Below are 16,936 nucleotides of genomic sequence, written 5' to 3'. Positions count from 1 at the left end.
GGAGCATCCGTCCTTATTTTAACTTTTCATCCAAAATAGCTGTAATTTGTTCCATGCTTTGGATACTGCTGGTAGCATGAACCACTTTCCCGTTTTTGTAGTACATGGTAAATGGCAATCCCATGAACCCTTGTGTTTCGGGAGCATTACGTATAACATGCGCTTCCGGATTGTCGAAGGCCATGCTGTAAAATTTAACATCATCACGCTCCTCTTCCAGCTCTTCCATAGCTTCGTATACGGGAATGCACATGGGCCCCATTCGTCCACAACATACCATTACCTTTTCATTTTCCGAAATGATCTTCTGCAACTCTTCGGCTGTTTCTATCTCATGCAAACCTGTTTGTAACATTTTCATATTTCCTCGACTTTTAAAATTATTGTTGATGCAAAAGTAGAAGGAGCCTGCAGAGCTACCAATCTTTTTAATACGGAAGATGTCAAATTTAAAACTGAAATATTTCATTCTTTTTTATGGCATTTGACATATACCATAAAACAAAAACCTACCAATAACGTAAATATCAATTACAATCACAAAATTTACATTTTCCATATATCTTGAATTCCTTAACTTTATCCCACGCCTAAAGAAAAAAAGAATGAAGGATAATACAAATCATATCCCATCAATATTCGACTCGGCATCTTGTTTTCAGGGGCTTTATCCCGATGAGCTGGAAAAGATTAAAAATCATAAAACCAGAGTGCAATATCTAAAAGGAGAAACCATTTTTAAGCAGGGTGCTTTTTCGCCGCATGTCACGTATGTCCTCGAAGGACTGGTGCGCGTATATCTCCAAACCGGACACAACCGGCAGCTTAACATCAGATTGGCAGCCCCAGGCGATTTCCTCTCATTCTCGTCAGTGTTCGGTGAAAACACTTATCAATATTCAGCCATGGCCATAAAAGACGCATGGGTCTGCATGATTGAAAAAGAGGCCTTAACTAACCTTTTACAAACCAATGCCGATTTTGCCTTACGTATTGTATCACGAAACTGCCGAAACGAAACACAATTGCTGCAGGTCATCGCAAACTTATCCTACAAACAGATGCGCGGAAAGCTCGCATCTGCTCTACTCTATCTCTCCTCTGATCCATTCCTCAAAGAAAAGGTTTTCCATTTCTTAACCCGTCAGGACATTGCCGACTTTGCCGCCATCTCAACCGAAAGCACAATTAAATTCCTGAAAGAATTTGAAACGGAAAACATCATTGAACTTAAAGGTAAAGATATCCTAATTAAAGACCGTAATAAATTGGAATTGATTAGTAGAAATAGTTAGTTGGAAAAGTAAACTGCACAATAACAACATTAAAACCAATAATAAGGTATTAGGTGATTATTTTCAGAGATTAGTGGGCAATTTATATCTTACATTTTACCCCATTTATCCAATCCATGAACTATTAATATAAATGCTGATTGCTGAAAAAGAAAAATGTCAATTTTAGAGTGATTCTTTTAAAGGGGAGGTTTTGGGTGTAGCCTTCCCCCTAAACCGGACAGCTTAAAATAAGACAAAATATTGATTTTAAGCTGTCGGGATTTCAGGGGAAGCTACAAGTGGGTTAAATAACTTTTTTACCATCCCACCGGACAACCCTACCTTCTCTATAAGCAATTGTAGCCATCATAGCCGTGATACCTTCTTCAAAAGCTTCATCAATACCACAACTTACGGGAGTACCACGTCTAATACCATTCAACCACTCGGCAATATGTAAATGAGTGGTATCTACAATTTTACCATCATGAGAAGTATATAATAACCCCCTGGAAGCAAAATATTTCTCTGTTGCAGAACTAATAGCATCTATCTGTGCTTGATAATCATTTGTAATCACTACTGGTTGATTGGGAATAACATCTTTGTTTTTAATGTAATCCTTGTATATTTTAGAACTTGGTTCTACAAATAAATTAAGCGTAGATCCGAATTCTAATGCCGCTTCGTTCCCCATCACCTTTTTAGGCCGGAAAATACTGCTAGCCAATGAAGCCGAATATATTAACGAGAAATGACGGGAAGGATATTCCATCACAGTTTGCTGAACATCCGGCACTTCCCTTTTATCTTTCCAATGATAAATACCACCTGTAGTGGTAACTATTTCGGGAATACCCATCCTTAACATCTGATTGATGCTGTCAAATTCGTGAGTCATCAGGTCTCCATTCAATCCTGTACCATAGTCCCAAAATAGACGCCATCTAAAAAAATGTTCTTTATTAAACGGTATATTGGTATCCCTAAGGAAATTTTTCCAATCCACATTATGCGGACCAGCCTCTTCAGGAATATGATACACCCATGCGCCATTTGGAGAATTTCGATTAGTGGTAGTTTCCACAAGATTAATATTTCCAAGCAATCCTGCTTGAATTACTTTCGCCGCAATCACATTATTTTCTGCCTGTCGGTTTTGATGCCCCAACTGAAACACAACACGGTTGGTCTTCACCGCATCCCTAACTTTATAAACATCCTCCAGACTGTGAGTGAGAGCTTTCTCACAGTATACATGCTTCCCGGCATTGGCAGCCTCTATGGTAATGGGAGCATGCCAATGGTCACTAGTGGCTATCACCACCGCATCAACATCAGGAGAGGTAACCAAGTCGCGATAATGCCTATACATTTTTACTGGTCGTTCGGAAAAACCGGAGATTCCTTTGCGTTCTATGTTCGCAGCAGCTCTGGCAGCCTCTTCCAGACGCGGTTGATACAAGTCACACACACCAGTAATTTCAACATTTAAATCTGGCTGTTCCAGAAAAACCTTCCGAGCTTTATCGGAAAGCTGATCTACCTCTTCAGGTGTCATAAAACCCATTGATTTCATAAGATACTTACCTCTAATTCCATACCCAACTACTCCTACCCTTAATTTTTTATCGGTAAATATAGCTTTATCTGTAGTGCCAGATATATTTATCTTTGAACTAATAAACTTTTGAAAATTATTTAATTCAGTTCTTTTTTCATTAATAACTTTTCGAGAAAAAAAATAAGCATAAGTTCCTAAAATAGGTAATCCTGCTAACCCTTTAAGTAAATCTCGTCTGTTCATGCATTCAAAATTTAATACCTAGTATTCAAGAATTACTTCTGTTATTAAAAACAATTTTATTTAGTCCTATCCATTGCCCCGGTCGAAGAATTGAAATCACCCAAAGAGATAATAAAATGATTATATTTTTATCAATTATTAAGTAATTTCCTTCGGCTAGCATACTGCTAGGACCCCCGAATGGTGGATATGCTAAATAAAAAAACAACAACAGAACCATGCCCATTGTAGCAGCTAATCGTTCCCAAATACCTAATACTAAAAAAATACCAATAAGAATTAGTAAAAAAATAACCCCTTTATTTGTCAGAGTTAAAAAAAATTCATTTTGAAGAATTATCTGAAAAAAACCCTGTAAAGGTCCTTTTGATTGTGCAAGAAAATATTGTGCGGTCCAACCACGGGTAAACAACTTGTAAAATCCTTCATGTAAAAATAGCCATCCAATAGCCGTACGTAAAATAAACAAAGGAATAACCGCTCTAAAGTTTTTTAATTCCATTTTTATTTTATTTTTTCACTTATATAAAACATTTATTTTTAATAAGCCACATATTCTAATCTAATTTTAAAATGGAACATACAATAAAAAAATTAAGGTAAGTCCCTAGCAATCATTTCATCCTTTAAAAATATTCTCGATAGCCTATACCATTTTAACCTAGAACAAATGAATGTATAAAAATATAGACACTTCCTTTCATTTATAATTTCTGCATAGCCCAAAGCGTTTATATCAACACCCAAATACAATAACTTAACAAATTAAAATTAAGTCATTCTTTTTTGTTGAAATCTAATCAAAGGAAAGCCCGCCCCGTCAAGAAAAGGCAGGCTTAAATATCAGTATTAAGAAAAATGTTTAATCAAGCACTTTCAATTTTATGTTTCGGAACCAAACATCATCACCATGATCCTGTAAACCAATGTACCCCATACGTTCCTCGCCCCCGGCATTAATCATCTCAGCCCATCCTTTAAATTTGCTGTTTTCAATCATTTCTTCCCATTCAGGGGTCCATAAATGATATTCTAATACAACTTCCCCGTTTTGCTTATGAATTACAGTTCCCTTATAAACTATGATCGAACCTGTGTTCCATTCGCCCCAAGGTTTGCTGTTTTGCGGTTTTGCAGGGATTAGATCGTACAGTGAGGCCGACTGACGATTACCATCTTTCCCTAACTGTGCATCCAAATGATTTTCATTATCCAATATTTGATACTCTGGTGCCGACCTCCAAATTGGTAAATCACTAAACTCTCGTGCCAGATAAAATACCCCACTATTACCACCCTTCGATACTTTCCATTCAAATTTCAACTCAAAGTTTTTAAATTTCTCATCATAAATAATATCTCCTCCATCATGGGATCCTGCCTCTCCTTCTCCGGATCCATTGATCTTTATTGCATTGTCCTCAATTGTCCATGCACTAGGAACTTTATCCTTATTATATCCTCGCCAGCCAGTAAAATCTTTTCCGTTAAAGAGTAATCGCCACCCTTCCGCCTTCTCTTCGTCTGTCAAAGTATTTAATTCTTCCACCTTACTTGATTTTTTCATTTTCATGTCTGTTCTTTCTTGAGACTGTTTTGGATTTCCTGTCCCACAAGCTGTCAAAATTATCATACACGATAATAATCCAGTTAGTTTTCTTTTGGTTATCATATTTTTCTCTCCTTTATTTTTTGGATATAATATTAAATGTCCAGATTAAAAAAAAGATACTAAAATTTCATACCATGAATTTGATTTATCTAAGGCATGTCAGGAAGACTCCAACCTTCACGATAGGTATGCCGGATTAATTCACTTGCAAAATCCTTGGCACTCACAGGATCGGTCCATGTTTTATTGAAGATTGGATGACCGTCATGGATTTCAAAACCATCTTTTATAACAGTGCGAATCGTTTCATGCTCTCCTATATTTGTAAATTCCATCTTCTCGCCATCCCATTCCAATTCCTTATTCAACCCTTGTAGCCGTACAGCCAATACCCCCATTACTACCATCTCATTGAATGGACCTGCTTCTTTAAATGGCGAGGAAGGTTCTAATCGGTTTTCCGGACTCTCTTTACATGCTCTAACCCAATCCATTTCGTGACTTAACGTAATTCTTCGTTCAGTCTTTGGAACAATAGGTTTTCTTCCTGATAACAACCAAGGGTCTTTACCATAACAACCTGCAACTAATACATCTTTTGTCCCATGGAATAATACGCCTCCTCCAGAATCGTTCATATCCTTTCCTGCAGGCCATCCCTCAGGTTTCATTGGTTGAAGGCCACCATCATACCAATACACTTCAACTTCAGGCAATTTCATCTTTCCTTTCCTGCCTCTGGCCGGGAAAGTCATCCTTACTCGCTGAGCTACCGGTGCCGAATCTGTTAATAACAAGGTAGAACTTCCCTGTACCTTAGTCGGATAACCCAAATCCAGGCCTTTAAACACCGGATGCAATATATGACAGGCCATATCACCTAAAGCACCTGTTCCAAAGTCCCACCATCCTCTGAAATTCCAGGGCGTATAAATCTCATTATAAGGTCGCATCTTTGCCGGGCCAATAAATAAATCCCAATTTAAAGTGTCCGGTACCCATTGCCCTTGTTCCGGTCTATTTAGTCCCTGAGGCCATATAGGGCGGTCGGTAAATGCCTCTACTTTGGTAACCTCACCAATTTCATTATTTTGTAACCACTCTACTATTTGAGCTACTCCTTCACCAGAAGCTCCTTGATTGCCCATTTGAGTTGCGACCTTATACTTTTCAGCGAGCTTGGTCAATAGGCGTGACTCATAAACCGTATGGGTCAATGGCTTCTCCAGATAAACATGTTTCCCCAAGGTAATCGCATGGGCAGCAATAATAGCATGCGTATGATCTGCTGTCGCAATCACTAGAGCATCTATGCTGTCTCCCATTTCATCAAACATTCGTCGCCAATCCCAATACCTTTTAGCTTTTGGAAAATGATCAAACGCCTTTTTCGCATACTTCCAGTCAACATCACATAACGCAACGATGTTTTCACTTTCCAAACCTTTTAAAACAGCGAAACCACGACCACCTACTCCTACACCTGCAATGTTCAGTTTATCACTTGGGGCTTTGTGTCCCAGTACACCACCCATAGCCACATTCGGAATTATAGTTACGCCGGCAGCCAGAGCAGCACTTCTTTGAAGAAATTCTCTTCTGTGAATATTTTTTTTCCCCATAAACCATTAAATTAATTTGTTAAACATTGTAATATACCACCTTTATTCAGTATCCTGGATTCTGTTTCAGATTCTCATTTACATCAAGAGCAGAAGTTGGAAGAGGAAAAAGGGTTTTAGTCTCTTCGGTAACCGGTTTCTCCTGCCAGGCATCTGTAAATTTTCCGAATCGGATTAAATCCTGTCTACGATAACCTTCCCAATACAACTCATATCCTCTTTCCCTAAGTATATCATTCAAAGTGAGTGACTCAAGCAAAGGAAGAATTTTTCCTTCAGCGCTGCGGTGAGACCTAATATAATTTATATCAGCAAGCGCTGCGGTCTCGTCACCCTTCCTCAAATACGCCTCAGCACGAGCCAAATAAATGTCTGATATTCGAAGAATAGGAACATCATTCGGAGAAGAAAACTGCCTTTCCGTATCAGGATTTGGGGCAAATTTAACAACGCGAATACCGTAATTTTCAGGAGAATCTTCTAGAACTACATCTGGAACAAAAATAAGAGGCTCTCCACCTCTAGTCTGCAAAGGCTCTCCATCAATGCCATATTGCTGCCCAACCAAAAATCCTTGATTAAAACCTGTCTCGTGTATTATCCGATCGTCAAAAAAGCGAACATCATTTTCCTGATCCCATGTATTAAAGAATGTAGATGTAGTAGTTCCACCGTTCCAAAGACTTGTAAAGTTACCAAATGTCTGATTGTAATGCAATGTAAAATTAACCCAAACACTACCTCCACCCATTTCATATTCATCACTCATGGGAACAGTTAAGATAAATTCGGGGTGGTCACCAGTTACATCATACTGAAACATCGACCAATAGTCACTTGTTACTTCATATTCTCCAGAATTGATAACTGCATTACAATACGTAATAACCTCATCCCATTTTTGTTCTCCTCCATATACTTCATAATTGAGGTAAAGCTTAGCAAGTAAAGCATTGGCTGCTCCTTGTGTTACTCTTTCAGTTCCCAATTCAGAACGTGTTTTAAGATTTGGAAGAACTGCTTTTATTTCTTCAATAATAAAATCAACCGCTTCTTTCCCCTCCAAAACATCTGGCGTAATGGAAAAATCAAGCTGGTCGGCAGGTCGGAACGGAACTTTCCCCCATAAATCAAGAATTATATACATATAGTAAGCCCTCAGAAAGCGGGCTTCATTAATATATAGTTCTGTAGTTTCGTTTTGAGGAAACTGACCAATGTAATAAATAGCGGTATTGGCACGGGAAAGACCAGTACTCATAGCATCCCATACATTCTTTAGCCGAATATGGTCTGGGGTCCAAGTATGTAGATGCAATTGTTGCCAAGCACCGTTATCGAACCAGTCTGTACCTCTCGTCGGGAAAATGGTTTCATCGGTAGTAATTTGCTGTAAACCCCAATAGTCATACCATTCAATAAGACGACGTAAACTACCATAAGGAGGATTAATTAGGGCTTGAACATTATTTGGATTTTCTATTAAATCACCACCAAGTTGTTCATCAATCACATTTTCTTCTAAATCGGTACAATTCCAAAGAGAAAAAGTTAAAATAAGTACCGAAAGTGGAAATATAATATTAATAGATTTCATATGCTTAAATTTTTTTGAGATTTCGAAAAATGAAACAAGCATGACTTAAAATTACCCATCTTTAACATGCAATTCTTCTAGTCATAATTGCTTCATTCGAATGATTTTTAACCAATTGAACATTCTCTAAAGGCAAAAAAATTGTTAAAATCTTAAGTTAATACCAAGAGTAAAAGTTCTTGGCTTGGGATATGATGTATAATCTATTCCCATGGAAGGAACACCATTTTCACTTGCATCCACACTTACTTCCGGGTCGAATCCGGTATAGTCGGTAAAAAGAGCCAGGTTATTACCTGTCACATAAATTCTGGCTTTATTTAACCAATCAATTCCTTTTGTATTAAAAGTATAACCAATAGTCAAATTGGAAAATCGTAAAAAGGACCCATCCTCAACAAAACGCGAAGAAAAAGCATTGGAGTTAGCTGGAGATTCATTTGATTCATAAACAGATTTGGTTACATTTGAACCGCGATCCAAAGTCCCCTTAACAAAGATAGCATTGGCTGTGTTATTATAAACTTTATTACCTTCTGACCCATACCAGAACATACTCAGGTCAAATCCTTTGTATGTAAAAGAAGTGTTGAAACTATAAGTAAAATCAGGCAGTGCTGAACCAAGCGGTTCTAAAACATCGTTACCTTCTTCATCCTTTTTATATTGACTAATGCCGTTTTCATCAAACCCTTGAAATACGCGACCATAAAATGTTCCAATTGGTTCTCCGTTGGTAATAATTTGAACTCTAGTGCCACTAAGTCCTTGCCCTGAAGCATTTCCTGTTTCAATTAGTTTTACAGGCAGATCCTTTACTTCATTATTTACTTTTGAAAAGTTTAATCCAAGGTTCCATGAAAAATCTGAAGAATTAACCAATATCCCATCCAGTCCGATTTCAAAACCTTTATTTACTATTTCCATATCCGGAACATTCTGCCACTGAGTTTGAGTCGCTGCAGGTGCTTTTGCAGGGATCTCGAGTAAAACATCCTTTGTTCGTTTGTGGAAGACATCAACTGTCCCTATTAACCGATTGTTCCATAAACCAAAATCAAGGCCAAAATTTGTTTGGTAAGTTGTTTCCCACTGAATATCAGGATTCGGTGTTCTGAGAAAAGTTATCCCTGGTGTCAGTTCGCCATTGAAAAAACCGTTTGCTGAAGATGTTGTTCCAACAGATAACAAAGAAATTTTATCAGGAATTTCCTGATTCCCTGTTGCACCCCATCCTAACCTAAATTTCAAATTACTGATAACTTCCACATTTTCTAAGAAGGGTTCTTCCGAAATTCGCCACGCTAAAGCTACAGATGGAAAAAATCCATATTTTTTATTCTCACCAAATTTTGATGAGCCATCAGTTCGGGCTGTCAAAGTCATCAAGTATTTATGGTCAAAAGAATAATTGATCCTTCCAAAAAATGATTGTAATTCCCTCTCATAAGCATAGGAACCTGCTTCAGCAGATGAGGAGTTTCCATAGCCTAAATTATTGGTGTAAAGAATATCATCAACTTCAAATCCAAATACCCGCAGACTGGTTCCTGATACTTTGAAATATTGGTAAGCATGGCCAGCCAAGGCATGAATACTGTGTTGATTGATACGAGTGTTGTATGTAATAAAATTCTCTATAATCTTGTTATTGGCTGTAATTGAATTAACATTTGCCTCACCTTTATTGGTCAGATAATTAAGCTCATAACCTTGATTAACTTTCCTTTCGGCCACAGTACGGTCAAGTCCAAAATTAAGTTTGTATTTCAAATTGCTAATAAGTTCGAGCTCTGTTGAAATATTTGCCAGGACCCTGTCTGTTTGGGTAACATCATCAGTCAGATTCATCATTGCAACAGGATTCCGCTGGTCAATAGAATGCTGGTAGTAGCTACCGTCTTCTTCATAAATTGGGAAGGTTGGATTAAGTTTGAGTGCAGTAAGAATAAGATCTCCTTCAAAACCTCCTGTTTCCCCAATAGGCGCCCGGTTATCTTTTATATGTGAAGCTATCAGAGTCCCTTGGAGATTTAGCCGTCCATTAAACGACGTTTGGTTTACCTTTATATTTCCATTAATCTTCTCCAACCCGGTGGTGCCAATAATTCCCTCTTGATCCAGATAACCAACGGATGCCCTGTACATCAAATTATCGGTTCCACCACCATAAGAAAGGTTATGACTTTGAGCGGTAGCTGTCCTGAAAATTTCGTCTTGCCAATCTGTACTTGCGCCAAGGTCAAGAAGTTTTGACCCATCTTCCTTGGTATACTGCCGGAACTGATCAGCAGACAAAACATCTATTTTTTCTCTAATTTGAGAAACCCCATAATAGCCATCATATGTTATAGTCCCCTTACCTTTGGTACCATTTTTGGTAGTAATAAGAATAACTCCGTTAGCACCACGCGCCCCATATATTGCAGTAGCAGATGCATCTTTGAGGATATCTATCGATTCAATATCTTCAGGATTTAGAAAACTAATTGGATTTTTATTGGAAGATTGATTAATCCCAGCCGGGGTAGCACCATCTGGAGTAATATCGGCATTATCTAAAGGAACACCATCAACAACGTATAGGGGATCCTGACCTGACCTGATTGAATTAGTCCCTCTCACCCTTACGGACATTCCTGAGCCAGGTTCTCCGTTATTCTGCATAATATTAACACCAGGGACCCTTCCCTGTATCATCTCAATTGGGGAAATTGCTACACTTTTATTCATTTTATCTTCTGTTAATCTATTGGTGGCACCGGTCAAATCCGATTTTCTCATAACACCATAACCTATTGCCACCACTTCTTCTAACCCAATGGTTGCCTCCTCCAGTGTAACATTAATTTCGGTACGACCGTTGACCTCAACTTTCACCTCTTTCATGCCAACAAATGAAAATTGAAGAACTGCTCCTTGAGGAACATTAGTCAAAACATATCCGCCTTTATTATTAGTAATTGTCCCGTTCATAGTACCAGCAACAACCACAGAGACGCCTGGTATAGCATTACCATCCTCATCTGTTACGGTACCATGAACAGTTATTTTCTCCTGCTGTGATAAATCGGCATCAAGATATTTAGGCACAATAACGATGCTCTGGTCAATCACCTTATAGGTGACATTTTGGCCAGCCAAGACAGTAGCCAAAACTTCATTAATATCGCCATCATTTACTGACACAGAAACAATCTTTTGGTCGTCCAGAACATCCTTTTTGTAAAACAATGAATAATGCGTTTGAGCCTCAATTTCATCAAAAACCTTTGACAACTTTGCATCTTTAAGGTGAAGAGTCACTTTTTCTTCCTGGGAAAAAGAGTTACTGGCGGCAGATGCAAACATAATTGAGAACAAAAACAAAGCCGACATTTTCATGGCTAACAAAATTTTAGGTGGTCGTTTTTTTAAATTCAAACCACTTCTTTGTGCATTTTTTTTCATAAATTTGTTACGTTTAAGCGTTAGTAAATGCCCTTTTTAAAGGGTGTTATTTCAAATTTCAGGAACCGGCCCCCACCGGTTCCTGAGTTATTTTTTTAGTATTATTCTGTTTCCTGAAATAACATATTGTATTCCCGTTGAAAACTTCAACTTTTCAAGTGTCTTCAATATTGAATTTCTAAGACTTATGGAACCTCTATATCGAAAATTCATCAGGTCGGGTGTCTCAAAAACAAATTCCACTTCATATATTTTTTCCAATTGATAAGTTATATTAATTAATCGTTCATCTTTAAACACCAACTCGCCAGAATGCCATGAAGTATACAATTCTGTATCAACATATTGGCTAACCATTTTATCTTTTTCAATGATTGCCTGCATTCCTGGTGTTAGCTCCATCTCTTCCTCGTTACGATTAATAATTATTCGACCAGTACTAAGAGTTACCATGATTGGCCTATCATCTTCGTAAGCATCAATATTAAAAGAGGTACCTAATGCCTTTACTTTTACATCGCCCACATTAACGATAAAAGGAAGATTTTTCGATTTAGCTACAACAAAAAAGCCTTCACCTGTTAATCTCAAATCCCGGTTTTCAATCCCATATTTGGAAGAATAAACAATTGTACTGGAGCCATGGAGCCAAACTCTTGAGCCATCTGGCAAAGTAACTTCAGAGGATTGCCCCCTTAAGGATGATACCGTATAATAAACTTCTTTTTGAAAAATACCTGTTTTGCCTGCATACCAAACACCTATCGAGGACATTAAAATTACAATTACGGTAGCCGCTATTCTTGTTAAACTGAAAAACCGATTTAGTAGTGAATCACTAACTTTATTATCTTCAGATTCTTTTAAATTAATGGTATGGTGGATTCGGTTCAAAATCCCTTCAAAATCAACACTTGGTTCCAATTTATAATCCTCCAGTTGATACCAGTATCTCTTGAGAAAAGAAAGAAGTTCCACTGGAGGAACCTTAGCTCCCAATTTTTTTAATACCTGCTGGCGCTCTTCGTAATTACACTTTCCTTCTATATATTTTTTATAAAGATTACTCATCTGTCTTTTTTAAATAAAACGCATAACCAACAAATTACCCCTGATTTTTAATTTATTTTTTTTAAAACTCAACAATGAATCTTTTAAGAAACAAGCAGTCAACCGCACATAGATTCATATAATCAATGCACTACAAAATAAATATTTTTGTTTATTTTTGTATAACTTTGTAAACCTAAATAAAAAAATCAATGACAGCTATTAAAGACGAAAAAATTATATCAGGATTAAAAAATGGAGATAAAGCTATTATTGATTATTTATATGCGAAATACCATAAGCGAATCTATGCTTTTGCTTATTCTCTTCTAAAAGTTGAGGAAGATTCTATGGATGTTGTACATGAAGTATTTATAAAATTATGGGAAAAAAGAAAAGAGTTGAATAAAAATAGTCGTATTGAACATCTGTTTTTCACTATAACTCGAAATACTGTTCTTTCCATGTTTCGGAAAATGGCAAGTGAAAGAAAATATCAAAAAAATATACTCAATATTGTATCTTCTAACAATGTAGAAGCTAGTACTGAAAACTTAGTAGATTATTACCTGCTGAAAGAAAAATTAGATGAGATCGTAGCAAAGCTACCTAACAAAAGTAGACTAGTTTATATCTTAAGTCGCGAAAAAGGATATTCGAATAAAGAAATTTCTGTACAACTAAACATAGCAGAAAAAACCGTTGAAGATCACCTTACAAGGGCCTTAAAGTTCATTCGGCAAAACATGAAAAAAGCAGGTATAGCTGGCTTACTTTTTTGGCATTTATTTGTTATCTAAATTATTAGTGGTTATTAAAAGTAAACTGTAAACTTACCCATTATAGGAAAACCCAAAAATAGACGTTTCTTTTTTTTGAAACCAAAATTCTAAAGGCATATTCAGTGAGCAAGATGGTTCTGTCAAGGGCAGTTGAGCAGCTGACTTGATGTAATTCACGATACAGATAAGCAGCCAAAATATCTTCTCTGAACAAACGGTTAAATCTTTCTATGTAGGCATTCTGCGTTGGACTGCCAGGTTGTATATACTTCAATTCAATTTCATTCTTTTGCGCCCAATTTTTAAGGGCTTTTGATATAAATTCAGGACCATTATCTACTCGTATTTTTTTAGGCTTTCGTCGACTATATATAACCTCATTTAATATTTGTTTTACGCGCTCTCCGGACATTGAAAAATCAACCTCTATGGCCAAGGCTTCTCGATTATAATCATCGATAACATTCATCAGAATAAGATAAATTTAAGTTTTTGGTCTGATGGAACTCGCATGACAAGATGTTTTATACATTTTTTGTGACTACCCTATGTTGTCATGCTCGTTTCAATACCCGAAATTTTCGTCCAAAAACCAAACTGTCGCTCATAAAATCCATTGACCAGGTATTATTTATCTCTTGTGGCCGGCTTAACGATCCTTTTTCGCGAGCCGGCAATCTTCGTATTCGCTTTCGTCTTAGATTTAAATTCATTAAGCGATAGACTCTTAATACCCGTTTGCGATTCCACTTCAGCCCTTCATTTCGAATACGGCCATAATATTCATCAAATCCTCTGGTGGGATATTTTTCACTCAGTTCATTGAGCTTATCAATTACTTCCCCATCATCCCGCTGACTTTCATAATACCACATAGAGCGATGCAAATCCGTTATTCGGCATGCCCTGCCAATGCTAATACAATAGGTCTTCTGCAAGTATTCCACTCTTTCTTTTTCTGGCAGGGCTTTAAAACTTTTTTCCCAATAAATCTTTTAACATCTTATTATCCAGACTCGCCTCAGCATACATTTGTTTTAGCTTCCGGTTTTCTTCTTCCAATTCTTTTAATCGTTTAAGCTGAGAGACTTCCATCCCCGAATACTTCTTGCGCCAATTATAAAAGGTAGCTCGGGATATGCCATATTCACGACATAAACTTTGGGCATCAATTCCACTTTCATTCTCCTTGAGTATCTTTACAATCTGACTCTCTGTAAATCTTGACTTTTTTATAACTATTTTTTGACCGCTTAAAATTAATATTTTGTCTAATTTTAAGCTGTCCGGTTTGTGGGGAAGGCTACGCACTATTTATTGCTGCTCCATATTTTCAATCCCTGCTGTTTCCGAGATTACTTGTGTATTAAATTCTGTATCACAAATCCTTCTTGTTTTTATGATCTCAATTATAAATTCAAATTAGTACTGATAACTTATCTTTTTTTGGGGGATATTTTCACAACAGCCTTGATATAAAGCAATATAGACTCAATAAAAAAATTAAACACTGCAACAATTTATCCACATAAAAAAATAATTTTTATAAGTCAAAGATTGCCAATAGAAGTAAATTAAGAAGGATCATTTTAAACATCTGAATTATGAAAAAGAAAATTTTATTGTTATCAACATTTTTTCTTATTATTTCATTTGGATTTAGTCAGGAACATTTTTATCCTGCCAATGCCCAATGGCCCATATCGGATCCTGATGTAGGAGGAACTGGTATTGAACCCGTTACCGAGGGATATATAAATGCTTCGGCAATTACTTTCAACGGATTGGAATACACCAATTACGGTGGCCCCGAAAAAAGTTTAAAAATTAGAATTGAAGGTAATGCATGGCCGGCCAACCAAACTACCAGAATTGAAGATGCATATTTGGAAGTAGCCGTATCACCCAACAAAAACAGTAATTTTTATATCGATTCACTTTCTTTTTCGGCATGTATTCTATCTATAAATGCAATGAAAGTAGAAGTTTATTACTCAACGGATCCTTCTTTTTCCAATGCCACCATGGCTGAATTTTCAACCGGAAATTCAAACAATTATTTAAATCGTGATGTTCTGACCAGATTCAACATTCTTTTAAATAGCGAAAAAATTAACGACGGCGACACTTTATATGTGAGATTTTATCCCTGGGTTGAGGATCCTACAATAAGAACAGGTAAATATATTTGCTTAAGGGATATCGGTATTTTCGGACATGTTGAATCGATTGCAACCCTTTCGACGGTAGAATGGTTTATTAATGGCAACGCGGAACCTGCGATTTCAGGCAACCTCTTGTCAGGGACAACGGTAATTAGCGATTCGCTCAATCTGTTAACTACAACAAAAGCAATTAAATCCGACACTGGTGAAGAGTCAATGGTTTGTGCTTTAATAAACAAAGTATCAGACAGGTGGATTGCGGAAACTGCTCCAAACAACGATCTATTCATCGAAGTTTCTGCCGGTCCCAAAACAGGAGGTACCTTATACGCCGATTCACTGGTATTCTTTGCCGGAGGAGATAATACTTCCGATTTGAAATTGTCGTTATTATATTCAATAAATTCCGACTTTTCAGATAACACTACCCTTATTTCCAATATTTCATTACCCGAAAATCGGGTTACAAAAATAGTTGTCTCATTAGATATCGTTTTAAACACAGGGCAAAATATATATTTGCGTTTCATGCCTTACAGTTCATCGGCAATTTCCTTAAATAAAAATCTGGCAATAGCATCAGTTCAACTATACGGCAGGTTAAAAGGAATAACTTATGATCCGCCAACGGTAACAACAACTGATTACTCGTATTTATCAACCACCCATGTTCTGACAGGCGGCAATGTAACCCTTGACGGAGGATCGATTGTAACACAAAAAGGTGTTGTTTGGAATACAACCGGCAACCCAACCATAGAAGACAATAAAACAATTGACGGAAGCGGTTCGGGAACTTTCGTTAGTCATGTTACAGGATTAGCACCGGCAACTACATATTTTTTAAGGGCTTACGCAATTAATGATGCAGGTATAAGCTATGGAAACGAAATTAACTTTACAACGCTAAACGAAATATTGCCACCAAGTGTAACCACAGAAAACATTACCGATATACTTGTTTCCACGGCCAATGGTTTGGGAAAGGTTACCGCCTGGGGTGGCGATACAGTCAAAATTAGAGGTTTTTGCTGGAATAAAACAGGCAATCCAATGATCAACGATTCTCACGTAGAGAGTGGACAAGGATTGGGTAGTTTTAATACTACTTTATATCCATTAGAAGCAAATACAACCTACTACGTCAGAGCATTTGCCATTAATTCGGCAGGAGAAGGATAGGGAAATGAAATAACCTTTACTACGCAATCACCGGCGCCGGATATAACGAAAGTAGTTGCAAAAGATGGAAGTGGCGATTATACTACCATTCAAGCTGCTTTCGATGCCGTTCCGGACTATTACACCGGAAAATATACCATATATGTCAAACCCGGCATATACAAAGAAAAAGTTGTACTTGCAAAAAACAAGGTTAACGTTATATTAGGCAATTTCAGAAGTAAGAAAAAATTAGAATAAAACACAGAAGCCGGGATTGAAATTCCGGCTTTTTTATTTACATAAGTTTTTCAAGATAGTTATATGTTAATTAAAATTGTTGTTATAGGTGCTTTAAGAGCATACCATCCCCATTGGTAAGTCCGTTAGAATTCATAGTATTGCTAAAATGA

At 37.0% G+C, this 16,936-nt stretch carries 14 protein-coding genes and 1 pseudogene; 4 read left to right on the top strand and 11 right to left on the bottom strand.

Going from position 1 to position 16,936, the window contains the following annotated elements:
* Positions 1-13: 13 nt before the first annotated feature.
* Positions 14-361 carry a thioredoxin domain-containing protein gene (locus BM130_RS11915; protein WP_081474935.1) on the bottom strand — a complete coding sequence of 116 codons (348 nt, stop codon included), beginning with the start codon at positions 359-361 and terminating at the stop codon, positions 14-16.
* Between the two features lie 244 nt (positions 362-605).
* Between BM130_RS11915 and BM130_RS11910 the strand changes: the two genes are divergently transcribed.
* Entirely contained in the window at positions 606-1,295 is a 690-nt protein-coding gene (locus BM130_RS11910) for a Crp/Fnr family transcriptional regulator (RefSeq protein WP_010526548.1), read from the top strand.
* A 286-nt stretch (positions 1,296-1,581) separates the two neighbouring features.
* On the opposite strand, the gene BM130_RS11905 is transcribed toward BM130_RS11910, so the two are convergent.
* From BM130_RS11905 to BM130_RS11875, 7 genes are all read right to left on the bottom strand, one after another.
* Positions 1,582-3,084: a Gfo/Idh/MocA family protein gene (locus tag BM130_RS11905; protein ID WP_010526547.1), complete on the bottom strand. Its 1,503-nt coding sequence runs from the start codon at positions 3,082-3,084 to the stop codon at positions 1,582-1,584.
* A 25-nt stretch (positions 3,085-3,109) separates the two neighbouring features.
* The gene (locus BM130_RS11900) at positions 3,110-3,586 is read right to left on the bottom strand and encodes a DoxX family protein (protein ID WP_010526546.1); all 477 of its coding nucleotides are present in this window, start codon (positions 3,584-3,586) and stop codon (positions 3,110-3,112) included.
* Between the two features lie 360 nt (positions 3,587-3,946).
* Positions 3,947-4,651, bottom strand: a complete 705-nt coding sequence (locus tag BM130_RS11895) for a 3-keto-disaccharide hydrolase (RefSeq protein ID WP_237706082.1) — start codon at positions 4,649-4,651, stop codon at positions 3,947-3,949.
* A gap of 194 nt (positions 4,652-4,845) precedes the next feature.
* Complete coding sequence (locus BM130_RS11890; protein WP_010526544.1) at positions 4,846-6,318, bottom strand: glycoside 3-dehydrogenase; 1,473 nt, start codon at positions 6,316-6,318, stop codon at positions 4,846-4,848.
* A 46-nt stretch (positions 6,319-6,364) separates the two neighbouring features.
* Positions 6,365-7,915, bottom strand: coding sequence for a RagB/SusD family nutrient uptake outer membrane protein (locus BM130_RS11885; RefSeq protein WP_010526543.1), 1,551 nt, complete (start codon positions 7,913-7,915; stop codon positions 6,365-6,367).
* Positions 7,916-8,059: 144 nt separating this feature from the next.
* Complete coding sequence (locus tag BM130_RS11880) at positions 8,060-11,365, bottom strand: TonB-dependent receptor (RefSeq protein ID WP_010526542.1); 3,306 nt, start codon at positions 11,363-11,365, stop codon at positions 8,060-8,062.
* 87 nt (positions 11,366-11,452) lie between these two features.
* The gene (locus BM130_RS11875) at positions 11,453-12,436 is read right to left on the bottom strand and encodes a FecR family protein (RefSeq protein WP_010526541.1); all 984 of its coding nucleotides are present in this window, start codon (positions 12,434-12,436) and stop codon (positions 11,453-11,455) included.
* A 191-nt stretch (positions 12,437-12,627) separates the two neighbouring features.
* Here BM130_RS11875 and BM130_RS11870 point away from each other — a divergent pair, with 191 nt between their 5' ends.
* Complete coding sequence (locus BM130_RS11870) at positions 12,628-13,215, top strand: RNA polymerase sigma factor (RefSeq protein ID WP_010526540.1); 588 nt, start codon at positions 12,628-12,630, stop codon at positions 13,213-13,215.
* A 40-nt stretch (positions 13,216-13,255) separates the two neighbouring features.
* On the opposite strand, the pseudogene BM130_RS11865 reads toward BM130_RS11870, so the two are convergent.
* From BM130_RS11865 to BM130_RS11855, 3 genes and pseudogenes are all read right to left on the bottom strand, one after another.
* A pseudogene (locus BM130_RS11865) lies at positions 13,256-13,669 on the bottom strand (DDE-type integrase/transposase/recombinase); the annotation flags it as partial.
* Positions 13,670-13,751: 82 nt separating this feature from the next.
* Positions 13,752-14,144 carry a hypothetical protein gene (locus BM130_RS11860; RefSeq protein WP_139217724.1) on the bottom strand — a complete coding sequence of 131 codons (393 nt, stop codon included), beginning with the start codon at positions 14,142-14,144 and terminating at the stop codon, positions 13,752-13,754.
* Between the two features lie 22 nt (positions 14,145-14,166).
* Complete coding sequence (locus BM130_RS11855) at positions 14,167-14,508, bottom strand: transposase (RefSeq protein ID WP_175560426.1); 342 nt, start codon at positions 14,506-14,508, stop codon at positions 14,167-14,169.
* A 293-nt stretch (positions 14,509-14,801) separates the two neighbouring features.
* On the opposite strand from BM130_RS11855, the gene BM130_RS11850 reads away from it, so the two are divergent.
* Complete coding sequence (locus BM130_RS11850) at positions 14,802-16,544, top strand: hypothetical protein (RefSeq protein ID WP_010526535.1); 1,743 nt, start codon at positions 14,802-14,804, stop codon at positions 16,542-16,544.
* Between the two features lie 9 nt (positions 16,545-16,553).
* Entirely contained in the window at positions 16,554-16,784 is a 231-nt protein-coding gene (locus tag BM130_RS15835) for a pectinesterase family protein (protein WP_083399210.1), read from the top strand.
* The last annotated feature ends 152 nt before the right edge of the window (positions 16,785-16,936 follow it).

The sequence above is a fragment of the Thermophagus xiamenensis genome (genome assembly GCF_900112795.1).
In the GTDB taxonomy this organism is placed as follows: Bacteria; Bacteroidota; Bacteroidia; order Bacteroidales; family Marinilabiliaceae; genus Thermophagus; species Thermophagus xiamenensis.
Note: the sequence above shows the minus strand (reverse complement) of the source record. Positions and strands in the feature narration are given on the sequence as shown.